The organism is Pseudomonas retamae, assembly GCF_043496865.1.
Taxonomy (GTDB): Bacteria; Pseudomonadota; Gammaproteobacteria; order Pseudomonadales; family Pseudomonadaceae; genus Aquipseudomonas; species Aquipseudomonas retamae.
In genome coordinates, this window is record NZ_JBIEIL010000023.1 from 1 (window position 1) to 17,176 (window position 17,176).

Sequence of the window (17,176 nt, forward strand, 5' to 3'; positions counted from 1 at the left end):
CAGTCGATATGAATGCTGACTGATACACCGCATTCGCGAGCAGGCTCGCTCCCACAGTGGTTCTTGGTGTTTGATCGTTCCCACGCTCCGCGTGGGAATGCAGCCCGGGACGCTCTGCGTCCCAGAGCGGACGCGGAGCGTCCGTTGAGGCGTTCCCACGCAGAGCGTGGGAACGATCTTTAGAGACCGACTACGTCTTCCGCCTGCAAGCCCTTCTCGCCGCTGATCACCGCATATTCAACCTGCTGGCCTTCAGTCAGCGAGCGGTGCCCTTCGCCGCGAATCGCGCGGTAGTGCACGAACACGTCCGCCCCGTCTTCGCGCTGAATGAAGCCATAACCCTTGGCGTCGTTGAACCACTTCACATTGCCGGTTTCGCGTGTTGCCATCTGTTCATACTCCTTTTTTATTATTGAACGGGCTTTTCGCAGGAAAGCCTCAGAGGAACGTCAGCCTGCGTCCGACGTCCATCAAAGGGCACCGGCAACAGAGCGCCGAGTATATGACAGGTGGAAAAAGTCTCAACAGGAGATTAATTCGGCGCTTTTTTGCCGATTTTCACCCAATACGGCAAACTGTCGCCCACTTGAGCAACCGCTCGGTTTATCCACTCACGCAGAAGCCGTATGACCCGTTCCCCGTTCCGCCGTCTTGTGTTTGGCACCCTGCGCCGACTGTTGTACCTCTGGGTTCGCTCCGAGACGATCAATCAGTCGTCGTTCACCCTCAACCTCGACCGCAGTCGTCCGGTGTTCTACGTCCTGCAAAACCCTTCGCTGACCGATCTGGCCGTGGTCGACACCGAGTGCACCAAGGCCGGCCTGCCGCGGCCGGTGCTGGCCGTGTCGGTGGGTGCGCTGATCGAGCCGGCGGCGTTTTTCTACCTGACCCCGGACCCGGACTGGCTCGGTCGCCAAGACAAACGCGGCGCGCCGCCGACCCTGACCCGACTGGTCAGCGCCCTGTCGCAAAACGCCGCCGAAGATGCACAGATCATTCCGGTCAGCGTGTTCTGGGGCCAATCGCCGGACAGCGAAAACAGCCCGTGGAAGTTGTTGTTCGCTGACAGCTGGGCGGTGACTGGCCGTCTGCGGCGCTTGCTGAGCATCATTGTCCTGGGCCGCAAAACCCGCGTGCAATTTTCCGCGCCAATCCATTTGCGCGAGCTGATCGATCACAACAAGGGCCACGAACGCACCGTGCGCATGGCCCAGCGGATTCTGCGCGTGCACTTCCGCAACCTGAAAGCGGCGGTGATCGGCCCGGACATTTCCCACCGGCGCAATCTGGTCAAAGGCTTGCTCAATCAGCCGCTGGTCAAGCAAGCGATCCTCGACGAAGCCGAGCGCGAAAACATCTCCGCGGAAAAAGCCAAGGCCCAGGCCCTGCGTTACGGCAACGAGATCGCCTCGGATTACACCTACACGGCGATCCGCTTCCTCGAAGTGGTACTGAGCTGGTTCTGGAACAAGATCTACGACGGCATCAAGGTCAACCACATCGAAGGCGTGCAAGAGGTCGCTCAGGGTCACGAAGTGATCTACGTGCCGTGCCACCGTAGCCACATCGACTATCTGCTGCTGTCGTATTTGCTGTTCCGTAACGGCCTGACCCCGCCGCACATCGCCGCCGGGATCAACCTCAACATGCCGGTGATCGGCAGCCTGCTGCGCCGCGGTGGCGCGTTTTTCATGCGCCGCACGTTCAAGGGCAACCCGTTGTACACCTCGGTGTTCAACGAATACCTGCACACGCTGTTTACCAAAGGCTTCCCGGTCGAATACTTCGTCGAGGGCGGCCGCTCGCGCACCGGGCGCATGCTGCAGCCGAAAACCGGGATGCTCGCGATCACCCTGCGCAGCTTCCTGCGTTCGTCACGCATGCCGATCGTGTTTGTGCCGGTCTACATCGGCTACGAACGCGTACTGGAAGGTCGCACCTATCTGGGTGAGTTGCGCGGGGCGAGCAAAAAGAAAGAATCGATTTTCGATATTTTCAAAGTGATCGGTGCGCTCAAGCAGCGTTTCGGTCAGGTCGCGGTGAATTTCGGCGAGCCAATCAAACTCGCTGAATTCCTCGACGCCGAGCAACCGGACTGGCGCCAGCAGGAACTCGCTCCGCAATTCAAACCGGCGTGGCTCAACGAGACCACCAACCGACTCGGCGAGAAAGTCGCCCAGCATCTGAACGAAGCCGCAGCGATCAACCCGGTCAATCTGGTGGCGCTGGCATTGCTCTCGACGACGCGTCTGGCGCTGGACGATCGCGCCATGGCGCGGGTGCTGGATCTGTATCTGGCGCTGCTGCGTAAAGTCCCCTACTCGCCGCACACCACCCTGCCGGAAGGCGATGGCCGTGCGCTGATCGAGCACGTGAAGGACATGGACCTGCTCGCCGAGCAGAACGATGCGCTGGGCAAGATTCTCTATCTGGACGAACAGAACGCCGTCCTGATGACCTACTACCGCAACAACGTGTTGCACATCTTCGCCCTGCCGTCGCTGCTGGCGAGCTTCTTCCAGAGCACCTCGCGCATGAGCCGCGAGCAGATCCTGCGCTACACCCGCGCGCTGTATCCGTACCTGCAATCGGAGCTGTTCATCCGCTGGACACTGGATGAGCTCGACGGTGTGGTCGATCAATGGCTGGAAGCGTTTGTCGAGCAAGGCCTGCTGCGTTTCGAGAAAGACCTGTACCTGCGCCCGGCCCCGAGTTCGCGACATTTCGTGCTGCTGACGCTGCTGTCGAAAAGCATCGCGCAGACTCTGCAGCGTTTCTACATGACCGTGTCCCTGCTGCTCAACAGCGGCCAGAACAGCATCAGCGCCGAAGAACTGGAAGACCTGTGCACAGTCATGGCCCAGCGCCTGTCGATCCTTCACGGTTTGAACGCGCCAGAGTTCTTCGACAAGAGCCTGTTCCGCCACTTCATCCAGACCATGCTCGACCTCGATGTGCTGCGCCGCGACGAAGCCGGCAAGCTCAGCTACCACGAACTGCTCGGCGAACTGGCTGAAGGCGCGGCGAAACGCGTGCTGCCGGCGGAGATTCGCCTGTCGATCCGCCAGGTCGCGCTGCACCGCAGTGAAGATGCGGCTGATCAGCTCCCACCTCAACCTGAGGCCTGATGCAAATCCCCCTGCTCGCGAAGATGGTTGATCAGTCACTGGAGATATTGACTGAACCACCGCTTTCGCGAGCAGGCTCGCTCCCACCAACTCGACGGCAGCGACCCGCAGCCGCTGAAAATCCGCGTCGACGCCGTCCGCTAATTCATGTTCCGCCACAAGGAAGCCGCCATGCGCCGCCCTACCCTTCGCTTCGCCGCCATCTGCACCGGCCTGATGCTCTCCACCAACGCCCTGGCCCTGTCGCTCAGCGACCTGTCGCAACAAGACGCCGCCGGCGGCCTCAAGGATGCCCTGACCCAAGGCGCACAAATCGCCGTCAAACAACTGGGCACGCCCGGTGGCTTCAGCAACAACCCTGAAGTGAAGATCGAATTGCCGGGCAAACTCGGCAAAGCCGCGAGCAAGATGAAGGCATTCGGCATGGGCGCCCAGGTCGAAGAACTGGAAACCGCGATGAACAAAGCCGCGGAATCCGCCGTGACCCAGGCCCAGCCAATCCTTGTCGACGCCGTGAAGAAAATGAGCGTGGCCGACGCCAAAGGCATCCTCAGCGGCGGCAACGACTCGGCCACCCAATACCTCGACAAATCCAGCCGCGAACAGATCCGCGCAAAATTCCTGCCGATCGTCAAACAAGCCACCGACAAGGTCGGCGTCGCGCAAAAGTACAATTCGTTCGCCGGCCAGGCCGCCGCATTCGGCGTAGTCGATGCGAAAAGCGCCAACGTCGAAAACTACGTGACCGAACAGGCGCTCAATGGCCTTTTCGAAATGATCGGCAAGCAGGAAGAAACGTTGCGCCAAAACCCGGCAGCGGCGGCGACGAGTCTGGCGAAGAAGGTGTTTGGGACGTTGTGATGTACTGAACGGAAGAAGCCCGCTGAAGTTAAAAACTTCAGCGGGCTTTTTTTATTCTTTTGGTACAGAGCTTCCTCAAGCTTGGGTCTGTCAGTCATATTGATCGTGACCTAGATGGCGCTATCGCGAGCAGGCTCGCTCCCACAATGAGGAATGGGTGAATCCAAGTACCGCACGCAGGATGACCGAGCACTGGAATTCGATGAAATAGGTCAGGTCCAGCTCATCCGCCTCGGTTTGTAAATAAGATCGTCCATATTTCACCGGCGCGTTGCGCAATAGCAAACTGATCGCGATATAGCGAAAAGCTGCGAACTCGTTTTTGAACATCAACCAATAAAACAGTGCCCTGGCGACCCGCCCGTTTCCATCACGAAAGGGATGTTCATAGCCCAAGGCAAAGTGCAGCGTGATGGACTTGATCAGGGGATGCAGATAATTGTTTTCTAGGGTTGAGCCGTCGGACAAGTTGACCCAATCCGACAATTTCTCCAGACGCGCCACCAAACCAGCAGCGGGCGGCGGCCGATGCACGGTATTGCCCGCACCATCCTGCACGACGACTTCATCTTTGGCCCGGAAAACTCCGGGGCAATATTGCTCGTCATCGATCCCTTCGACACCGACCTGATGGATCGCGGCGATCAACGCCACGCTCAAGGGTTCGTGACGTTGTTCCCAGGCAAAATTCATCATCCGGTAATTACCCAGCACCATGCGCTCGTCGGGGGTGCGCGGCTGGCGCTGATGCTTGAGCATGTCCTTGGCCACCCGTGTGGTGGTGGCCGCGCCCTCCAGCTGGCTACTGGCGATGGCTTCATCTTCGATCAGATCATTGAGCAGATAAGAAAAGTGCATCCGCTCACCGATCTGACTGGTCATGTAATCCAGCGCAGCCGTACTGGTATGACGATCCACGACAGACAGTGTTTTCTGCGCCAGCGGCGTCTGCACATATTTGCCCCACTGCAACGGCTCGCCCAACGGCAACAGATTGATGTATTGCGCCGCCCGCGCCTTCTTCACCAACGCCCAACAAAGATTCGCGTCCAACCCCGCAGCCCAGCGATAGCGCAGCGCCTCGAATGGCAGGTAACGACTCTGATCATCAAATGGTTTGAGCAACGCAAGATAATCTGCCAAGCGTTCCTTATGAGGAGAACGAGCCAAGAGATCGAAAACAGGGTCGGTTCTGCCGCTTGATTTCGGTGGCTTCTTCATCGGGACAGACTCAAGGATTGCGGAAAACAGGAGCTGGAGTACAACATTCGACGCCCAGCGGCTCAAGATCGGAGGTTTCTGAAAAAGATGTAGGACGGTGGGAGCATGTCAGAGTGGTAATTGTCGGCTGCCCGGCCGCCATCGCTTGCAGGCAAGCTCCCACAAAAACCGCGCCCACCACCAGCCGAGTGCCAGCTCGCCTGCTTTTGATCTCGCTGTTGATCTTGGTCGCCGGCGCCATTGAAGGTTGAGGCTTGAAATCAGTCTGAAAATCAAAAGCCCCTCACCCTAACCCTCTCCCAAAGGGAGAGGGGACTGACCGTGGTGAATGCGAAACTTACACCGAAATGCGATACCGAGTTGAACGCAGCTTTTGAACGGCTCGCAAATCGGCTCCCTCTCCAGGGGGAGAGGGCTGGGGTGAGGGGCAGCCACACCACAAAACCAAAGCCAACCGCCACGCTTCTAACCACTCATTACAATGAGCGCCAGCTCGAGTGCCCTTGATCTTGCCTAACCAGCGACATCGGAAGGCTGAGCGCAGGGATTGATCCGGGCGTGGGAGCGCAGCGACCGTACGACGAAGTCGTACACAGCGGAAGGAGGTGCAGCGAAGCAAACCGTAGCCGCTGCGCCCGGATCGGTCCCGGAGCGAAGGGACCCGAGCCTGCGAGGGCCGAACGCAGGAGCAAAGCCTTTTGGTTCCTTTTTGGCGTTTGAAAAAGGGACTCGCCGTAAGGGCGAAACCGTCAGCCGCAACCCCCAAGAAACCGGATAAACACCCAAAACAACCAGAGCCTGGTCGGCCCGAAGGCCGCCAAGGCTCAAACCTCCCGACGAACCCTGAACCAAGCCGCATACAACGCCGGCAAAAACAGCAGCGTCAACGCCGTAGCCACGATCAACCCACCCATGATCGCTACCGCCATCGGCCCGAAAAACACACTGCGCGACAACGGAATCATCGCCAGTACCGCCGCCAGCGCTGTCAACACAATCGGCCGGAACCGCCGCACGGTTGCTTCGATAATCGCCTGCCATGGCTTGAGCCCGGAGGCGATATCCTGCTCGATCTGATCCACCAGAATCACCGAATTGCGCATGATCATCCCCGACAGCGCAATCGTCCCCAGCATCGCCACGAAGCCGAACGGCTGGCGGAACACCATCAGGAACAACGTCACCCCGATCAACCCCAGCGGCGCCGTGAGAAACACCATCGCCGTGCGCGAAAAACTGCGCAGCTGGACCATCAACAACGTCAGCACCACCACGATAAACATCGGCACCCCGGCATTCACCGAAGCCTGCCCGCGCTGGGAATCCTCCACCGTGCCGCCGACGTCCAGCAGATAGCCATTCGGCAATTCGGCGCGAATCGAATCCAGCGTCGGCATGATCTGCTTGACCAGCGTCGCCGGCTGCTCCTTGCCGTAGATATCCGCTCGCACGGTCACGTTCGGCAGGCGATTGCGATGCCAGATGATCCCTTCCTCGAAGCCATATTCCAAGGTGGCAATCTGCGACAAGGCGACACTGCGGCCGTTGTCCGTCGGCACCGCCAGACTTGGCAGCAGCGACAATTCTGTACGCTCATGCACCGTGCCGCGCAGGAGGATTTCGATCAACTCGTTGTCTTCGCGATACTGACTGACGCTCGACCCGGTCAACGAACTCTGCAGGAATTTCGCCAGATTCGCCGTGCTCACGCCAAGCGCCCGTGCGCGCTCCTGATCGATGTTCAGGTAAACGACTTTGCTCGGCTCTTCCCAATCCAGGTGCACATTGACCACATGCGGGTTTTCGCGAACCTTGGCCGCGACCTTGCGGGCCAGGGCGCGGACTTCTTCAATGTGCTCGCCGGTCACACGAAACTGCACCGGATAGCCAACCGGCGGGCCATTTTCAAGGCGCGTGACGCGCGAGCGCAGCGTCGGGAATTGCTCGTTGAGAGTGTCGATCAACCATGTGCGCAGCGTCTCGCGCTCCTCGATGGTCTTCGCCAGCACCACAAACTGCGCGAAGCTCGCTGCCGGCAGTTGCTGATCGAGCGGTAGATAGAAGCGCGGCGACCCGGTGCCGACATAGGCCACATAATTATCGATACCGGCGTGTTCTTTGAGCAGCGCTTCGAGGCGTTTAACTTCAGTGGTGGTGTTAGCCAACGACACGCCTTCGGCCAGTTTCAGATCAACCATCAGCTCCAGTCGATTGGAGGCCGGGAAGAACTGTTGCGGGACGAAGCGGAACAGCATCACCGAAGCAATAAACAGCCCGACGGTCAGCACGATCACGGTTTTGCGGTGCGCCACACACCATGCCACCAAGCGCCGGACCCGCTGGTAGAACGGCGTGCCGTACGGGTCCGGCTGACCGTCGCTGGTGCCATGCTTGGCTGCGTGAATTTTCGCCAGATCCGGCAGGAGTTTTTCTCCCAGATACGGCACGAACATCACCGCCGCCACCCACGACGCAAGCAGCGCAATGGTCACCACCTGGAAAATCGAACGGGTATATTCGCCAGTGCCGGACTGCGCCGTGGCAATCGGCAGAAACCCGGCCGCGGTGATCAAGGTGCCGGTAAGCATCGGGAACGCGGTGCTGGTCCAGGCGTAACTCGCGGCGCGGATGCGATCGAAGCCCTGCTCCATTTTGATCGCCATCATTTCCACCGCGATGATCGCATCGTCGACCAACAGCCCCAACGCCAGCACCAATGCACCGAGGGAAATCTTGTGCAGACCGATGCCCAGGTAATACATGCAGGCGAAGGTCATCGCTAACACCAGCGGAATGGTCAGCGCCACAACCATACCGGTGCGTACGCCGAGGGAGAAAAAACTCACCAGCAACACGATCGCCAAGGCTTCGACCAGCACCTGGACAAACTCGCCGACGCCGGTTTTCACCGCCGCCGGCTGGTCGGACACCTTGCGCAATTGCATGCCGGCCGGAAGATTTTTCTGCAATCGCGAGAACTCGGTTTCCAGCGCTTTGCCGAGCACCAGAATATCGCCGCCGTCCTTCATCGCCACGGCCAGACCGATCGCGTCGTCGCCCATGAAACGCATGCGCGGCGCCGGTGGATCGCTGAAACCGCGTCGCACATCAGCGATATCGGCGATGCGGAACGTACGATCCGCGACACGGATCGGAAAGTTCTTTATCTCATCGACTGTCTGAAAATTTCCCGAAACCCGTAGCTGCAAACGCTCGCTGCCGGTTTCGAAGAACCCCGCCGTGGATACCGCGTTCTGCTCTTCCAGCGCTTGCTGCACCGCAGCCAGCGGCAGGCCGAGGGTTGCCAGTTTGACGTTGGACAGCTCGACCCAGATTTTCTCGTCCTGCAGCCCGAGCAGTTCGACCTTGCCGACATCCTTGACCCGTTGCAGCTGGATCTGGATGCGATCGGCGTAATCCTTGAGCACGGCGTAATCGAAACCGTCGCCGGTCAGCGCATAGATATTGCCGAACGTGGTACCGAACTCGTCGTTGAAAAACGGCCCTTGAATGCCCGGCGGCAAGGTCTGGCGGATATCACCGACTTTCTTGCGCAACTGATACCAGAGGTCGGGAATGTCCTTGGAATGCATCGAATCGCGGGCGATGAAGGTGACTTGCGATTCGCCGGGCCGGGAGAACGACATGATGCGTTCGTATTCGCCGGTTTCCATCAGCTTCTTTTCGATGCGCTCGGTGACCTGACGCGAGACTTCCTGCGCCGTCGCGCCGGGCCAGCGGGTCTGGATGACCATGGCCTTGAAGGTGAACGGTGGATCTTCGCTCTGGCCCAGTTTGGTGTAGGACAACGCGCCAACAACGGCGAGCAAAAGCATCAGGAACAGTACGATCTGGCGATTACGCAGCGCCCATTCGGAGAGGTTGAAGCGCATCGGGGCTTACTCCTTGTTCGCCAGATTGACCACGCGGTTGGAGCGATCCACCGGCCGCACCTGCTGACCTTCGAGCAACACATGGACCCCGGCTGCAACCACCCAGTCGCTGGCGCTCAAGCCTTCGAGCACCGGTACGGTTTTTTCACCGAACGGGCCGACGCGTACCGGGGTTTTCTTCAAGGTGTTGTTGACGCTGACGACCCAGACGTAGGTCGCACCGTTTTCGGCGGTGAGGGCCGAGAGCGGCACTGACAAGGACACGCTGTCGGCGGATTGCACGAAGACCCGCGCGCTCTGCCCCAGCTCTGCCGGGACTTTGCCACTGGCAAAGGAGATTCGTGCGGCAAAGGTGCGCGAGCGCGGATCGGCCGCTGGCGACAATTCGCGGATCTGCCCGGTGAAGCGCTGGTTCTGCTGGGTCCACAATTCGACGGTGACCGGCTGGCCGACCTTGAAGCGGCCGAAGCTTTGCTCCGGCAGGCTGATCAACACTTCCCGCTCGCCATCGGTAGCAAGGGTGAACACGGTTTGCCCGGCAGCGACCACTTGCCCGACTTCCACCGAACGCTTGGCCACTACACCATCCTGCGGCGCGCGCAATACCGCGTAACTGGCCTGATTGGTCGACACGTTGAATTCAGCTTTGATTTGTTTAAGGCGTGCTTCGCCGGAGCGGTAGAGATTTTCGGCGTTGTCGTAGGCCGAGCGGCTGACCATCTGCCGCTCCATCAGGGTCTTGTAGCGATCACGCTCGGCGCGTACCAGATTCAGATTGGCTTCGGCAGCAGCGACTTGAGCACGCGTGGCTTCCAGTTGCAGGCGTACGTCCTGCGGGTCGAGCTCGGCCAAGGGCTGATCAGCCTTCACTCGCTGACCTTCATCGACCAGTCGTCGGCTGACCTTGCCGCCAATACGGAACGCCAGATCGGGCTCGTAGCGCGCGCGGACTTCACCCGGATAACTTTCCATCGCCTGCGCCGAAGGCTCTGGCTGCACCACCATGGCCGGTCGCACGGAAACTTGCGTCACCTCTTCCTGACCGCACGCCGACAACAGAAACGCCAGACTCGCTGGCAGTGCAAAGGACAACGCATGGCGGAACATGGTGACGGACCTTTCGCTAATGGTGCTTGGAATATTTATACTGGCCGGTATGGTATTAATAGCAAACTCACCAGTCCAGTATTAAAAGCGAAGAATGTCGAACAATCCTGCAGCTTCAAACGGCCCAGGCCGCCCCAAGGATCTGGCCAAGCGCCAGGCCATCCTCGACGCGGCGAAAATCCTCTTTCTTACGCACGGTTACGCCAACACCAGCATGGACGCGGTGGCCAGCGAGGCCGGCGTGTCAAAACTGACGGTCTACAGCCATTTCAACGACAAGGAGACCTTGTTCTCTGCCGCCGTAGTGGCCAAATGCGAAGAGCAATTGCCACCGCTGTTCTTCGAATTGCCGGAAGGCACCTCCGTGGAAATTGTGTTGCTGAACATTGCCCGGGGTTTTCATCAACTGATCAACAGCGTGGAATCGGTGAATCTGCACCGGCTGATCATGGCGCTGGGCAGTCAGGACCCGAATCTGTCGCTGATCTTCTTCGAAGCCGGCCCCGAGCGCATGGTGCAGGGCATGGAGCGACTGTTGACGCGTATCCACGAGACCGGCGCGCTGAACATCGATCTGCCGCGCAATGCCGCCGAGCATTTCTTTTGCCTGATCAAGGGTGCAGGGAATTTTCGGCTGTTGTATGGCTGTGGCGAGCCGTTGAGCGAAGAGGCTTCAGAGCGCCATATTCAGGAAGTAGTGGCTTTGTTTATGCGCGCTTATCGGCCGTGATTCCGGGGTGTCTGGGCGGACGCTATCGCGAGCAGGCTCGCTCCCACATTTGAAATGCATTCCAAGGTGGGAGCGAGCCTGCTCGCGAATAAGGACGACTCGGTTTTAAGCCTTCAGCGCTTTTTTCGGGTAAATGTCATATCGGCTCGACTTGCCATCCAGCGCATGGCTCGGCTTCGGCCCCTCAATGCACGGCGCCTTGCGCGGGCGCTTGACCACTACCCGGTGCGTGGCCAGCGCCAGCGCGGCTTCGAGCAAGGCTGGTGCATCCGGGTCATCGCCGACCAAGGGCCGGAACAGGCGCATTTCCTTTTTCACCAACGCGGTCTTCTCACGATGCGGAAACATCGGATCGAGATAGATCACCTGCGGCGGCTCCCCCTCCCAATTGCGCATGACCTCGATGGAGTCGCCCTTGAGCAGTTTCATCCGCGCCACGATCGGCGCTACGTCGAAATCCTCCGCCGCCCGCGCCAGGCCGTCTTCCAGCAGCGCGCCAATCAGCGGCTGGCGTTCGATCAGGCTCATCTCACAGCCGAGGCTGGCCAGCACGAACGCATCCTTGCCCAGGCCTGCCGTGGCATCCAGCACGCGCGGGCGCACGCCTTGGGCGATGCCGACCGCTTTGGCGATCATCTGCCCGCTGCCGCCACCGTACAAACGCCGATGCGCGGCGCCGCCCTCGACAAAGTCGACCCGCACCGGCCCCGGTGCGTCCGGGCCAAGCTGTTGCAGCTGCAACCCCTGCTCGCCGACCTGCAAAGCGAACTCGCCGTCAGCCTCGGCGAGCGGCAGGCCGAGACGTTCGGCCCATTGCTCGGCCTGCGCTTGAAACGTCGTGGCGAGGGCCTGGACATGGATGCGGCAGGCCGCGGGTGACTCGATCATGAAAAAACGCTCAAAAAAGTTAAGGATCGACAAAAACCGCCGATAAACCATTCAACGCGCATTTTGCCAGAGCTGAGCGTCAACCGAAAAAAATGTCAGGCATTCTTCCCACATCGATTGGCTACATTTCGCCCCATGGCGATTTCAGCCGTCACAACACTCAAGCACTGAGCGGCGTCAGTCACCTGTGGCAGGATTTCTTTGCCCTGGCGCTGGCTGAACAGTCGAGTGAAGTGGTACCCGCCTGCGGCACGTTCCCACCGGTTGACCTGAACAGCCCGCAAGAGCCAACCATCGGCAGCGAACTGCACGCGCACATCGTCAGCCAGCGCGAGTGCGATGTGGTTGAAACCCAAGTGCGTCCGCCGGAGCCGCTGTTCCTGCCGATTGCCGAGTTCGAAATGGAATTGCTCGACAAGCCGTTCCCACCGTTCCCGCCGGAAGAACTCAAAGCCCAGCAAGAGCAGCAGGATTTCGACAGCAGCTGGGTCCGCCCGATCGTGGTCAACAATGGTCAGCCAATGCCAGAACCAGGCCCGGCACCACAGAAGAAGCCGCTGTATCTGCCGATTGCCGAATTCGACCTCGATCTGCTGCAAAAACCTTATCCGCCGTTCCCGCCGGAAGAAATTGTCGAGCAGCAAAAAGCCCTCGATTTCGATAACGGCTGGGCACGCCCGATCGTTCTGCAGAACCTGCGCCTCGCCGCATAAACCTCAGCGACACACGCTCCAGCGCCCGACATCGACATGAAAGTGATTGCGATGGGCTGCGTTGTACTCCGGACTCAACACCACACTGAACGCCTCGCAGGCGCCATCGCGCACCTGACGCAGGAAGCGTGCGTCCGGATTGTCCTTCGGCCAGTCTTTCAGCACGCTGATACTGCGTCCGTCAGCCAGGCGAAAACCGGCGATATCCAGCGCATCGGCGCTGGCGTGACGGCTTAGCGCCCCACTCTCGCGGTTATACACATTGCGACAGGCGAAGCTGCCAAGGTGATCGAGGCGCGCGACCTTCTGGCCGTAAACGGCTTGCGCGGCCGGTTGCAGGGAATGATGTTCGAACATCGCGTAGGCCACCGCCAACGGGCAACTGGCGAGGAAACTGCTGCTCAGTGCGGTCTCACCACCCTGTACGCGCAATGCGCCAATCAACGGGCACTTGGCGCCGGGACTGTCGGATTGCGGTGAAACGCGCAGATCCGAACTGCTCAGGGCCTGGGCACAAAGTGCCGGGTCGCTGCGCAAACGCATCAGTTTGTAACCGGTGAGCCAATTGGGCGTGGCTTTGATGTCCAGCGGCGCCCACGGATTCCACTGCGCCGGCACGTCCAGCCAGCCGCGCCAGACGCTGACCGCAGCTGCGCCCAGTGCCAACAGAATCAACCAGAAAATCCAGCGCCCCATGCTCAGCCTTTGAACAATTGATTGGCCTTGGCGTACGGCATCGATTGCGACGTGAAGCCAAAGGTGCCCGACTGCTGGATTTCCTCAGCCGCGCGGAAAAACTCGCCAAACGCCGCCAGCGCCAACGCCGAACCAGTACTGACCCGTCGCACGCCCATGTCCTGCAACTGCTGCACCGTCAGTTTCAAGCCGCCGGACATCAACACGTTGACCGGTTTCGGTGCCACCGCCCGGACCACCGCCAGCACTTCTTCGGCATTACGCAACCCCGGCGCATACAGCACATCGGCGCCTGCTTCGGCGAATGCCTGTAAACGGCGGATGGTGTCGTTGATATCGGGATTGCCGTGCAGGTAGTTTTCCGCGCGGGCGGTCAGAACGAAGGGAAACGTTAGCGTGCGCACCGCCGCAACGGCGGCTTCGATGCGCGCCACGGCGTGTTCGAAACAATAGATCGGCGCGTCCGCGCGGCCAGTGGCGTCTTCGATCGAACCACCCACGGCGCCGGCATCGGCAGCGCGCAGCAGGCTCTTGGCACACTCGGCGGGGTCATCGGCAAAACCGTTTTCAAGATCCACCGCCACCGGCAAATCCGTTGCCGCGACGATCGCGCGAACATTGGTCAAGGTCTCGTCCAGGCTCAACGCGCCATCAGCCTTGCCTTGTGAAAACGCGTAACCGGCGCTGGTGGTCGCCAAGGCCTGATAGCCGAGGCCGGCGAGCATTTCCGCCGAGCCGGCATCCCACGGATTGGGAATGACGAAAATCCCCGATTGTTCATGCAGGGCTTTGAAGGCAAAGGCTTTACGGGCTTGTTCGTTGCGGGCTGAAGCGTCCATCGGCAGGCTCCGGGCGGAAAAATACAGACGCCTCAGAGCAGGCCAAGTTGCTCGGCGGCGGGTTCTCTGTATAGCTCAGGCAGCGCTGGCAAGCCAGGCAAACGCTGCATCAATTGCGTGTGAAAACGTTGCGCCAGCTTCGCTGCGAGCAGATTGTCGGCGGTGTGCAGAAAGATATACGGCGTACGCCCTTCTTCGATCCACTCGGCGATCTTGCTCACCCACGGCAGCAGAAACGGGTCGTTGGCTTCAAGCTCAGGGTGGCCGATGAAGCGCACCTGCGGGAACTGGGTAAACGCCGCCGGACGCGTCGGCACTCGCGGCTTTTTCGATTGTGCGTGGATGACCGAAGACTCGGTCGACAGGCAGCTGAACAGCGCACGCGGATCAAGGCAGATACGTTCGACACCACGATCCAGCAGCAGACGGTTGAGCAAGCGCTCACTCTCGCCCTTGGCGAAAAACTGCTCGTTGCGCACTTCCACCGCCAACGGGCAATCCAGTGCATCGATGAACGTCGCCAGTTCCGGCAGCCGCTGCGGGGTAAAGCTTTTCGACAGTTGCAACCACAACGGCGATACCCGTTTGCCGAGCGGCTTGAGTAACTGCAGGAAGGTTTCGGCGGCGGTCAATTGATCGCGCAAATCACCGCTGTGGCTGATGTCGCCGGGGAATTTGGCGGTGAAGCGAAAGTGTTCGGGCATGATCTCGGCCCAACGCTGCACGGTGGCGGGCGAGGGGCTGGCGTAGAAGGTGGTATTGCCTTCGACGGCGTTGAAGACTTGGGAATAGAAACCGAGAAAATCCGAGGTTTTTGCGTCTACCGGATACAGATACTCGCGCCAGGCATTTTCGCTCCAGGACGGACATCCAAGGTAGTAAGGCAGAGCCATCAGATATACAGATCGAGGCCCAGCACGTCGGCATCCCAATCGACAAAACCGGCGGTGCTCAGGTAGCTGGCCAAGGCCATCGCTACGCTTTTGCTCATCGCGCGGTGATAGATCATGTCTTGCTGACGGGCAGGCAGATTGCTCAGGCGTTGCGCGGTGGCTTTGGCAGCAGCACGGGCCGCCAGTTGCTCTTCAGTTGGAAACTCCAGCTCGCCGTCGATATCGTCGAGGGATTCGTCCACCGTCACAGGGCCTTTGCGAGGCTTGCGCTTGATGGGATAGGACTGAGAGGAAACGCCGTCTATACGCATAATTTCATGCTCGGTATCAATGATGGCAATTTAGCGGCACCTGACCGACTTAGCAAACTGCCGAGTGATAACTAGAACACATAAAGCGCAAAAGGTTTTAAACGAGGGGAAAAAACTGACGATTGGCGATATTTGCGTGTGACTTATTTCTGTGTGGGAGCGAGCCTGCTCGCGAATGGCCGTGTCAGCCAATATTTCCTTGGCTGACCCACCGCTTTCGCGAGCAGGCTCGCTCCCACAGGGGAAAGCGGTGACTTAGCGGGCTTTGGGGGTGGCGACTTTATCGCGCAGGTAGACCGGCTGCGCGTCGTCCGCCGGGATTGACTCGCCGCGCGCCCAGGCAAACCGCGCCAGGGTCAGCAGGTCTTCGGCGTGGGGCAGCATACCGGCATCGGCGCCGGTCAGCTCGACTGCAATGCGCTCGCCGTAGCCCCAACCGGTGCCGGCACCGAACCACTCGCCACTGGCGTCGGCCGGCAGCGCCGCAACTTCCGGTGGCAGCACGGCTTCGGCGCCGACCAGACGCATCTCCCCTGCCGTCTCGCGGTAGCAGCCCCAATAGACTTCGTCCATGCGCGCATCGATGGCCGCCGCGACCTGACCCACGCCATGCTCGCGCAACGCACGTTGCGCGAGCATGGCCAGATTGGATACTGGCAACACCGGGCGATCCAGCGCGAACGCCAGCCCCTGCACCACGCCGATGGCAATCCGCACACCGGTGAATGCGCCCGGCCCACGGCCGAACGCAATGGCGTCGACTGCTTGCAGCGTAGTGCCTGCATCAGCCAGCAACTGCTCGATCATCGGCAGCAACTTTTGCGCGTGCAGGCGCGGGATCACCTCGTAATGGCTCGTCACCTTGCCGTCGTGCAGCAAGGCAACGGAGCAAGCTTCAGTCGCGGTGTCCAGGGCCAGCAAGGTACTCATCGATGTTTCCAGAACAAGGGTGGGAAAAAAAGTGCGTCAGTATAAACAACTACGGCCCGCAAGCGGGCCGTGGATGATGCAGCGGTTCAGACTTTTCAGCTCAGCGCAGCGAGGACCTTGGCGGTGATCGCATCGACCGAACCGACGCCAGGAATGTGGCTGTACTTCGGCTTGCCACCATTCTTCGCGGAAAGGTTCTGATAGAACTCCACCAGCGGCTTGGTCTGCGAATGGTAGACCGACAGGCGATGACGCACGGTTTCTTCGGTGTCGTCCTTGCGCTGCACCAGCTCTTCACCGGTGATGTCGTCCTTGCCGGCCAGTTTTGGCGGGTTGTAGACGATGTGGTAAACGCGGCCGCTGGCTTCGTGGACACGACGGCCGGCGATGCGCTGGACGATCTCTTCGTCTTCAACGGCGATTTCGACCACGGCGTCCAGCTCGACACCGGCAGTCACCAGCGCTTCAGCCTGCGGAATGGTGCGCGGGAAGCCGTCGAACAGGAAACCGTTGGCGCAGTCAGGCTGGGCGATGCGGTCCTTGACCAGAGCGATGATCAGGTCATCCGACACCAGGCCGCCGGCATCCATGATGCTCTTGGCTTGAACGCCCAGTGGCGTACCGGCCTTGACCGCTGCGCGCAGCATGTCGCCGGTGGAAATTTGTGGAATGCCGAATTTCTCGGTGATGAACTTAGCCTGAGTACCTTTACCGGCCCCGGGAGCTCCCAGCAGAATGACGCGCATTAGATGTGCTCCTCAATTTTTTTATAAAAAGCTTTTACAAAACAAAGGATTCGCCGCTTGGGACGCATCCTGAAAAATACGGGTCGTGGCCGCACAAACGGCCAAAGGCTGATCAAGATACACAGCAGGCTGCGCCCACACAAGACGCCAAAAGTCGGAGAAACCGACGCCCGCCGCGACCTTGCGACGCGGTAACCCAAGTCGCAACCCCAACATGAAC

The 17,176-nt window shown here is 59.9% G+C and carries 15 protein-coding genes; 4 read left to right on the forward strand and 11 right to left on the reverse strand.

Going from position 1 to position 17,176, the window contains the following annotated elements:
- Positions 1 to 179 precede the first annotated feature (179 nt).
- Positions 180 to 389 (reverse strand): cold shock domain-containing protein, encoded by a 210-nt coding sequence (locus ACGSLL_RS27750; RefSeq protein ID WP_208938554.1) that lies wholly within the window; start codon positions 387 to 389, stop codon positions 180 to 182.
- A 237-nt stretch (positions 390 to 626) separates the two neighbouring features.
- Between ACGSLL_RS27750 and plsB the strand changes: the two genes are divergently transcribed.
- A complete protein-coding gene (gene plsB, locus ACGSLL_RS27755) occupies positions 627 to 3,128 on the forward strand; it encodes a glycerol-3-phosphate 1-O-acyltransferase PlsB (RefSeq protein ID WP_394508624.1) in 2,502 nt (833 codons plus the stop codon).
- Positions 3,129 to 3,299: 171 nt separating this feature from the next.
- A complete protein-coding gene (locus tag ACGSLL_RS27760) occupies positions 3,300 to 3,989 on the forward strand; it encodes a DUF4197 domain-containing protein (RefSeq protein WP_394508625.1) in 690 nt (229 codons plus the stop codon).
- A gap of 120 nt (positions 3,990 to 4,109) precedes the next feature.
- On the opposite strand, the gene ACGSLL_RS27765 is transcribed toward ACGSLL_RS27760, so the two are convergent.
- The 3 genes from ACGSLL_RS27765 to ACGSLL_RS27775 all read right to left on the reverse strand — a co-directional run bounded on the left by ACGSLL_RS27765 (position 4,110) and on the right by ACGSLL_RS27775 (position 10,210).
- The gene (locus ACGSLL_RS27765; RefSeq protein WP_394508626.1) at positions 4,110 to 5,210 is read right to left on the reverse strand and encodes a Fic family protein; all 1,101 of its coding nucleotides are present in this window, start codon (positions 5,208 to 5,210) and stop codon (positions 4,110 to 4,112) included.
- An 824-nt stretch (positions 5,211 to 6,034) separates the two neighbouring features.
- Entirely contained in the window at positions 6,035 to 9,103 is a 3,069-nt protein-coding gene (locus ACGSLL_RS27770; RefSeq protein ID WP_394508627.1) for an efflux RND transporter permease subunit, read from the reverse strand.
- 6 nt (positions 9,104 to 9,109) lie between these two features.
- Entirely contained in the window at positions 9,110 to 10,210 is a 1,101-nt protein-coding gene (locus tag ACGSLL_RS27775; RefSeq protein ID WP_394508628.1) for an efflux RND transporter periplasmic adaptor subunit, read from the reverse strand.
- 94 nt (positions 10,211 to 10,304) lie between these two features.
- Between ACGSLL_RS27775 and ACGSLL_RS27780 the strand changes: the two genes are divergently transcribed.
- Positions 10,305 to 10,940 (forward strand): TetR/AcrR family transcriptional regulator, encoded by a 636-nt coding sequence (locus ACGSLL_RS27780; RefSeq protein WP_394508629.1) that lies wholly within the window; start codon positions 10,305 to 10,307, stop codon positions 10,938 to 10,940.
- Between the two features lie 105 nt (positions 10,941 to 11,045).
- On the opposite strand, the gene ACGSLL_RS27785 is transcribed toward ACGSLL_RS27780, so the two are convergent.
- Positions 11,046 to 11,828: a class I SAM-dependent methyltransferase gene (locus ACGSLL_RS27785; protein WP_394508630.1), complete on the reverse strand. Its 783-nt coding sequence runs from the start codon at positions 11,826 to 11,828 to the stop codon at positions 11,046 to 11,048.
- 92 nt (positions 11,829 to 11,920) lie between these two features.
- On the opposite strand from ACGSLL_RS27785, the gene ACGSLL_RS27790 reads away from it, so the two are divergent.
- A complete protein-coding gene (locus ACGSLL_RS27790; protein ID WP_394508631.1) occupies positions 11,921 to 12,541 on the forward strand; it encodes an energy transducer TonB in 621 nt (206 codons plus the stop codon).
- Positions 12,542 to 12,544: 3 nt separating this feature from the next.
- Here ACGSLL_RS27790 and ACGSLL_RS27795 read toward each other — a convergent pair whose 3' ends face one another.
- From ACGSLL_RS27795 to adk, 6 genes are all read right to left on the reverse strand, one after another.
- Positions 12,545 to 13,237 (reverse strand): extensin-like domain-containing protein, encoded by a 693-nt coding sequence (locus tag ACGSLL_RS27795; RefSeq protein ID WP_394508632.1) that lies wholly within the window; start codon positions 13,235 to 13,237, stop codon positions 12,545 to 12,547.
- Between the two features lie 2 nt (positions 13,238 to 13,239).
- Positions 13,240 to 14,076 (reverse strand): isocitrate lyase/PEP mutase family protein, encoded by an 837-nt coding sequence (locus ACGSLL_RS27800; protein WP_394508633.1) that lies wholly within the window; start codon positions 14,074 to 14,076, stop codon positions 13,240 to 13,242.
- Between the two features lie 32 nt (positions 14,077 to 14,108).
- The gene (locus ACGSLL_RS27805) at positions 14,109 to 14,969 is read right to left on the reverse strand and encodes a DUF72 domain-containing protein (protein ID WP_394508634.1); all 861 of its coding nucleotides are present in this window, start codon (positions 14,967 to 14,969) and stop codon (positions 14,109 to 14,111) included.
- Positions 14,969 to 15,280, reverse strand: a complete 312-nt coding sequence (locus ACGSLL_RS27810; RefSeq protein WP_090281974.1) for a hypothetical protein — start codon at positions 15,278 to 15,280, stop codon at positions 14,969 to 14,971. The genes ACGSLL_RS27805 and ACGSLL_RS27810 overlap by 1 nt, the downstream gene beginning before the upstream one ends.
- A 255-nt stretch (positions 15,281 to 15,535) precedes the next feature.
- Complete coding sequence (gene tsaB, locus ACGSLL_RS27815) at positions 15,536 to 16,210, reverse strand: tRNA (adenosine(37)-N6)-threonylcarbamoyltransferase complex dimerization subunit type 1 TsaB (protein WP_394508635.1); 675 nt, start codon at positions 16,208 to 16,210, stop codon at positions 15,536 to 15,538.
- Positions 16,211 to 16,305: 95 nt separating this feature from the next.
- The gene (adk, locus tag ACGSLL_RS27820; RefSeq protein ID WP_039762420.1) at positions 16,306 to 16,956 is read right to left on the reverse strand and encodes an adenylate kinase; all 651 of its coding nucleotides are present in this window, start codon (positions 16,954 to 16,956) and stop codon (positions 16,306 to 16,308) included.
- Between the last annotated feature and the right edge of the window lie 220 nt (positions 16,957 to 17,176).

Bases quoted from the DNA above. Each gene is read 5' to 3' on its own strand.
- ACGSLL_RS27785 (WP_394508630.1), bottom strand. From the start codon at position 11,828: ATGATCGAGTCACCCGCGGCCTGCCGCATCCATGTCCAGGCCCTCGCC.
- ACGSLL_RS27750 (WP_208938554.1), bottom strand. From the start codon at position 389: ATGGCAACACGCGAAACCGGCAATGTGAAGTGGTTCAACGACGCCAAG.
- ACGSLL_RS27765 (WP_394508626.1), bottom strand. From the start codon at position 5,210: ATGAAGAAGCCACCGAAATCAAGCGGCAGAACCGACCCTGTTTTCGAT.
- plsB (WP_394508624.1), top strand. From the start codon at position 627: ATGACCCGTTCCCCGTTCCGCCGTCTTGTGTTTGGCACCCTGCGCCGA.
- ACGSLL_RS27810 (WP_090281974.1), bottom strand. From the start codon at position 15,280: ATGCGTATAGACGGCGTTTCCTCTCAGTCCTATCCCATCAAGCGCAAG.
- ACGSLL_RS27760 (WP_394508625.1), top strand. From the start codon at position 3,300: ATGCGCCGCCCTACCCTTCGCTTCGCCGCCATCTGCACCGGCCTGATG.
- ACGSLL_RS27775 (WP_394508628.1), bottom strand. From the start codon at position 10,210: ATGTTCCGCCATGCGTTGTCCTTTGCACTGCCAGCGAGTCTGGCGTTT.
- ACGSLL_RS27780 (WP_394508629.1), top strand. From the start codon at position 10,305: ATGTCGAACAATCCTGCAGCTTCAAACGGCCCAGGCCGCCCCAAGGAT.
- ACGSLL_RS27790 (WP_394508631.1), top strand. From the start codon at position 11,921: ATGTCAGGCATTCTTCCCACATCGATTGGCTACATTTCGCCCCATGGC.
- tsaB (WP_394508635.1), bottom strand. From the start codon at position 16,210: ATGAGTACCTTGCTGGCCCTGGACACCGCGACTGAAGCTTGCTCCGTT.
- ACGSLL_RS27770 (WP_394508627.1), bottom strand. From the start codon at position 9,103: ATGCGCTTCAACCTCTCCGAATGGGCGCTGCGTAATCGCCAGATCGTA.
- ACGSLL_RS27800 (WP_394508633.1), bottom strand. From the start codon at position 14,076: ATGGACGCTTCAGCCCGCAACGAACAAGCCCGTAAAGCCTTTGCCTTC.
- ACGSLL_RS27805 (WP_394508634.1), bottom strand. From the start codon at position 14,969: ATGGCTCTGCCTTACTACCTTGGATGTCCGTCCTGGAGCGAAAATGCC.
- ACGSLL_RS27795 (WP_394508632.1), bottom strand. From the start codon at position 13,237: ATGGGGCGCTGGATTTTCTGGTTGATTCTGTTGGCACTGGGCGCAGCT.
- adk (WP_039762420.1), bottom strand. From the start codon at position 16,956: ATGCGCGTCATTCTGCTGGGAGCTCCCGGGGCCGGTAAAGGTACTCAG.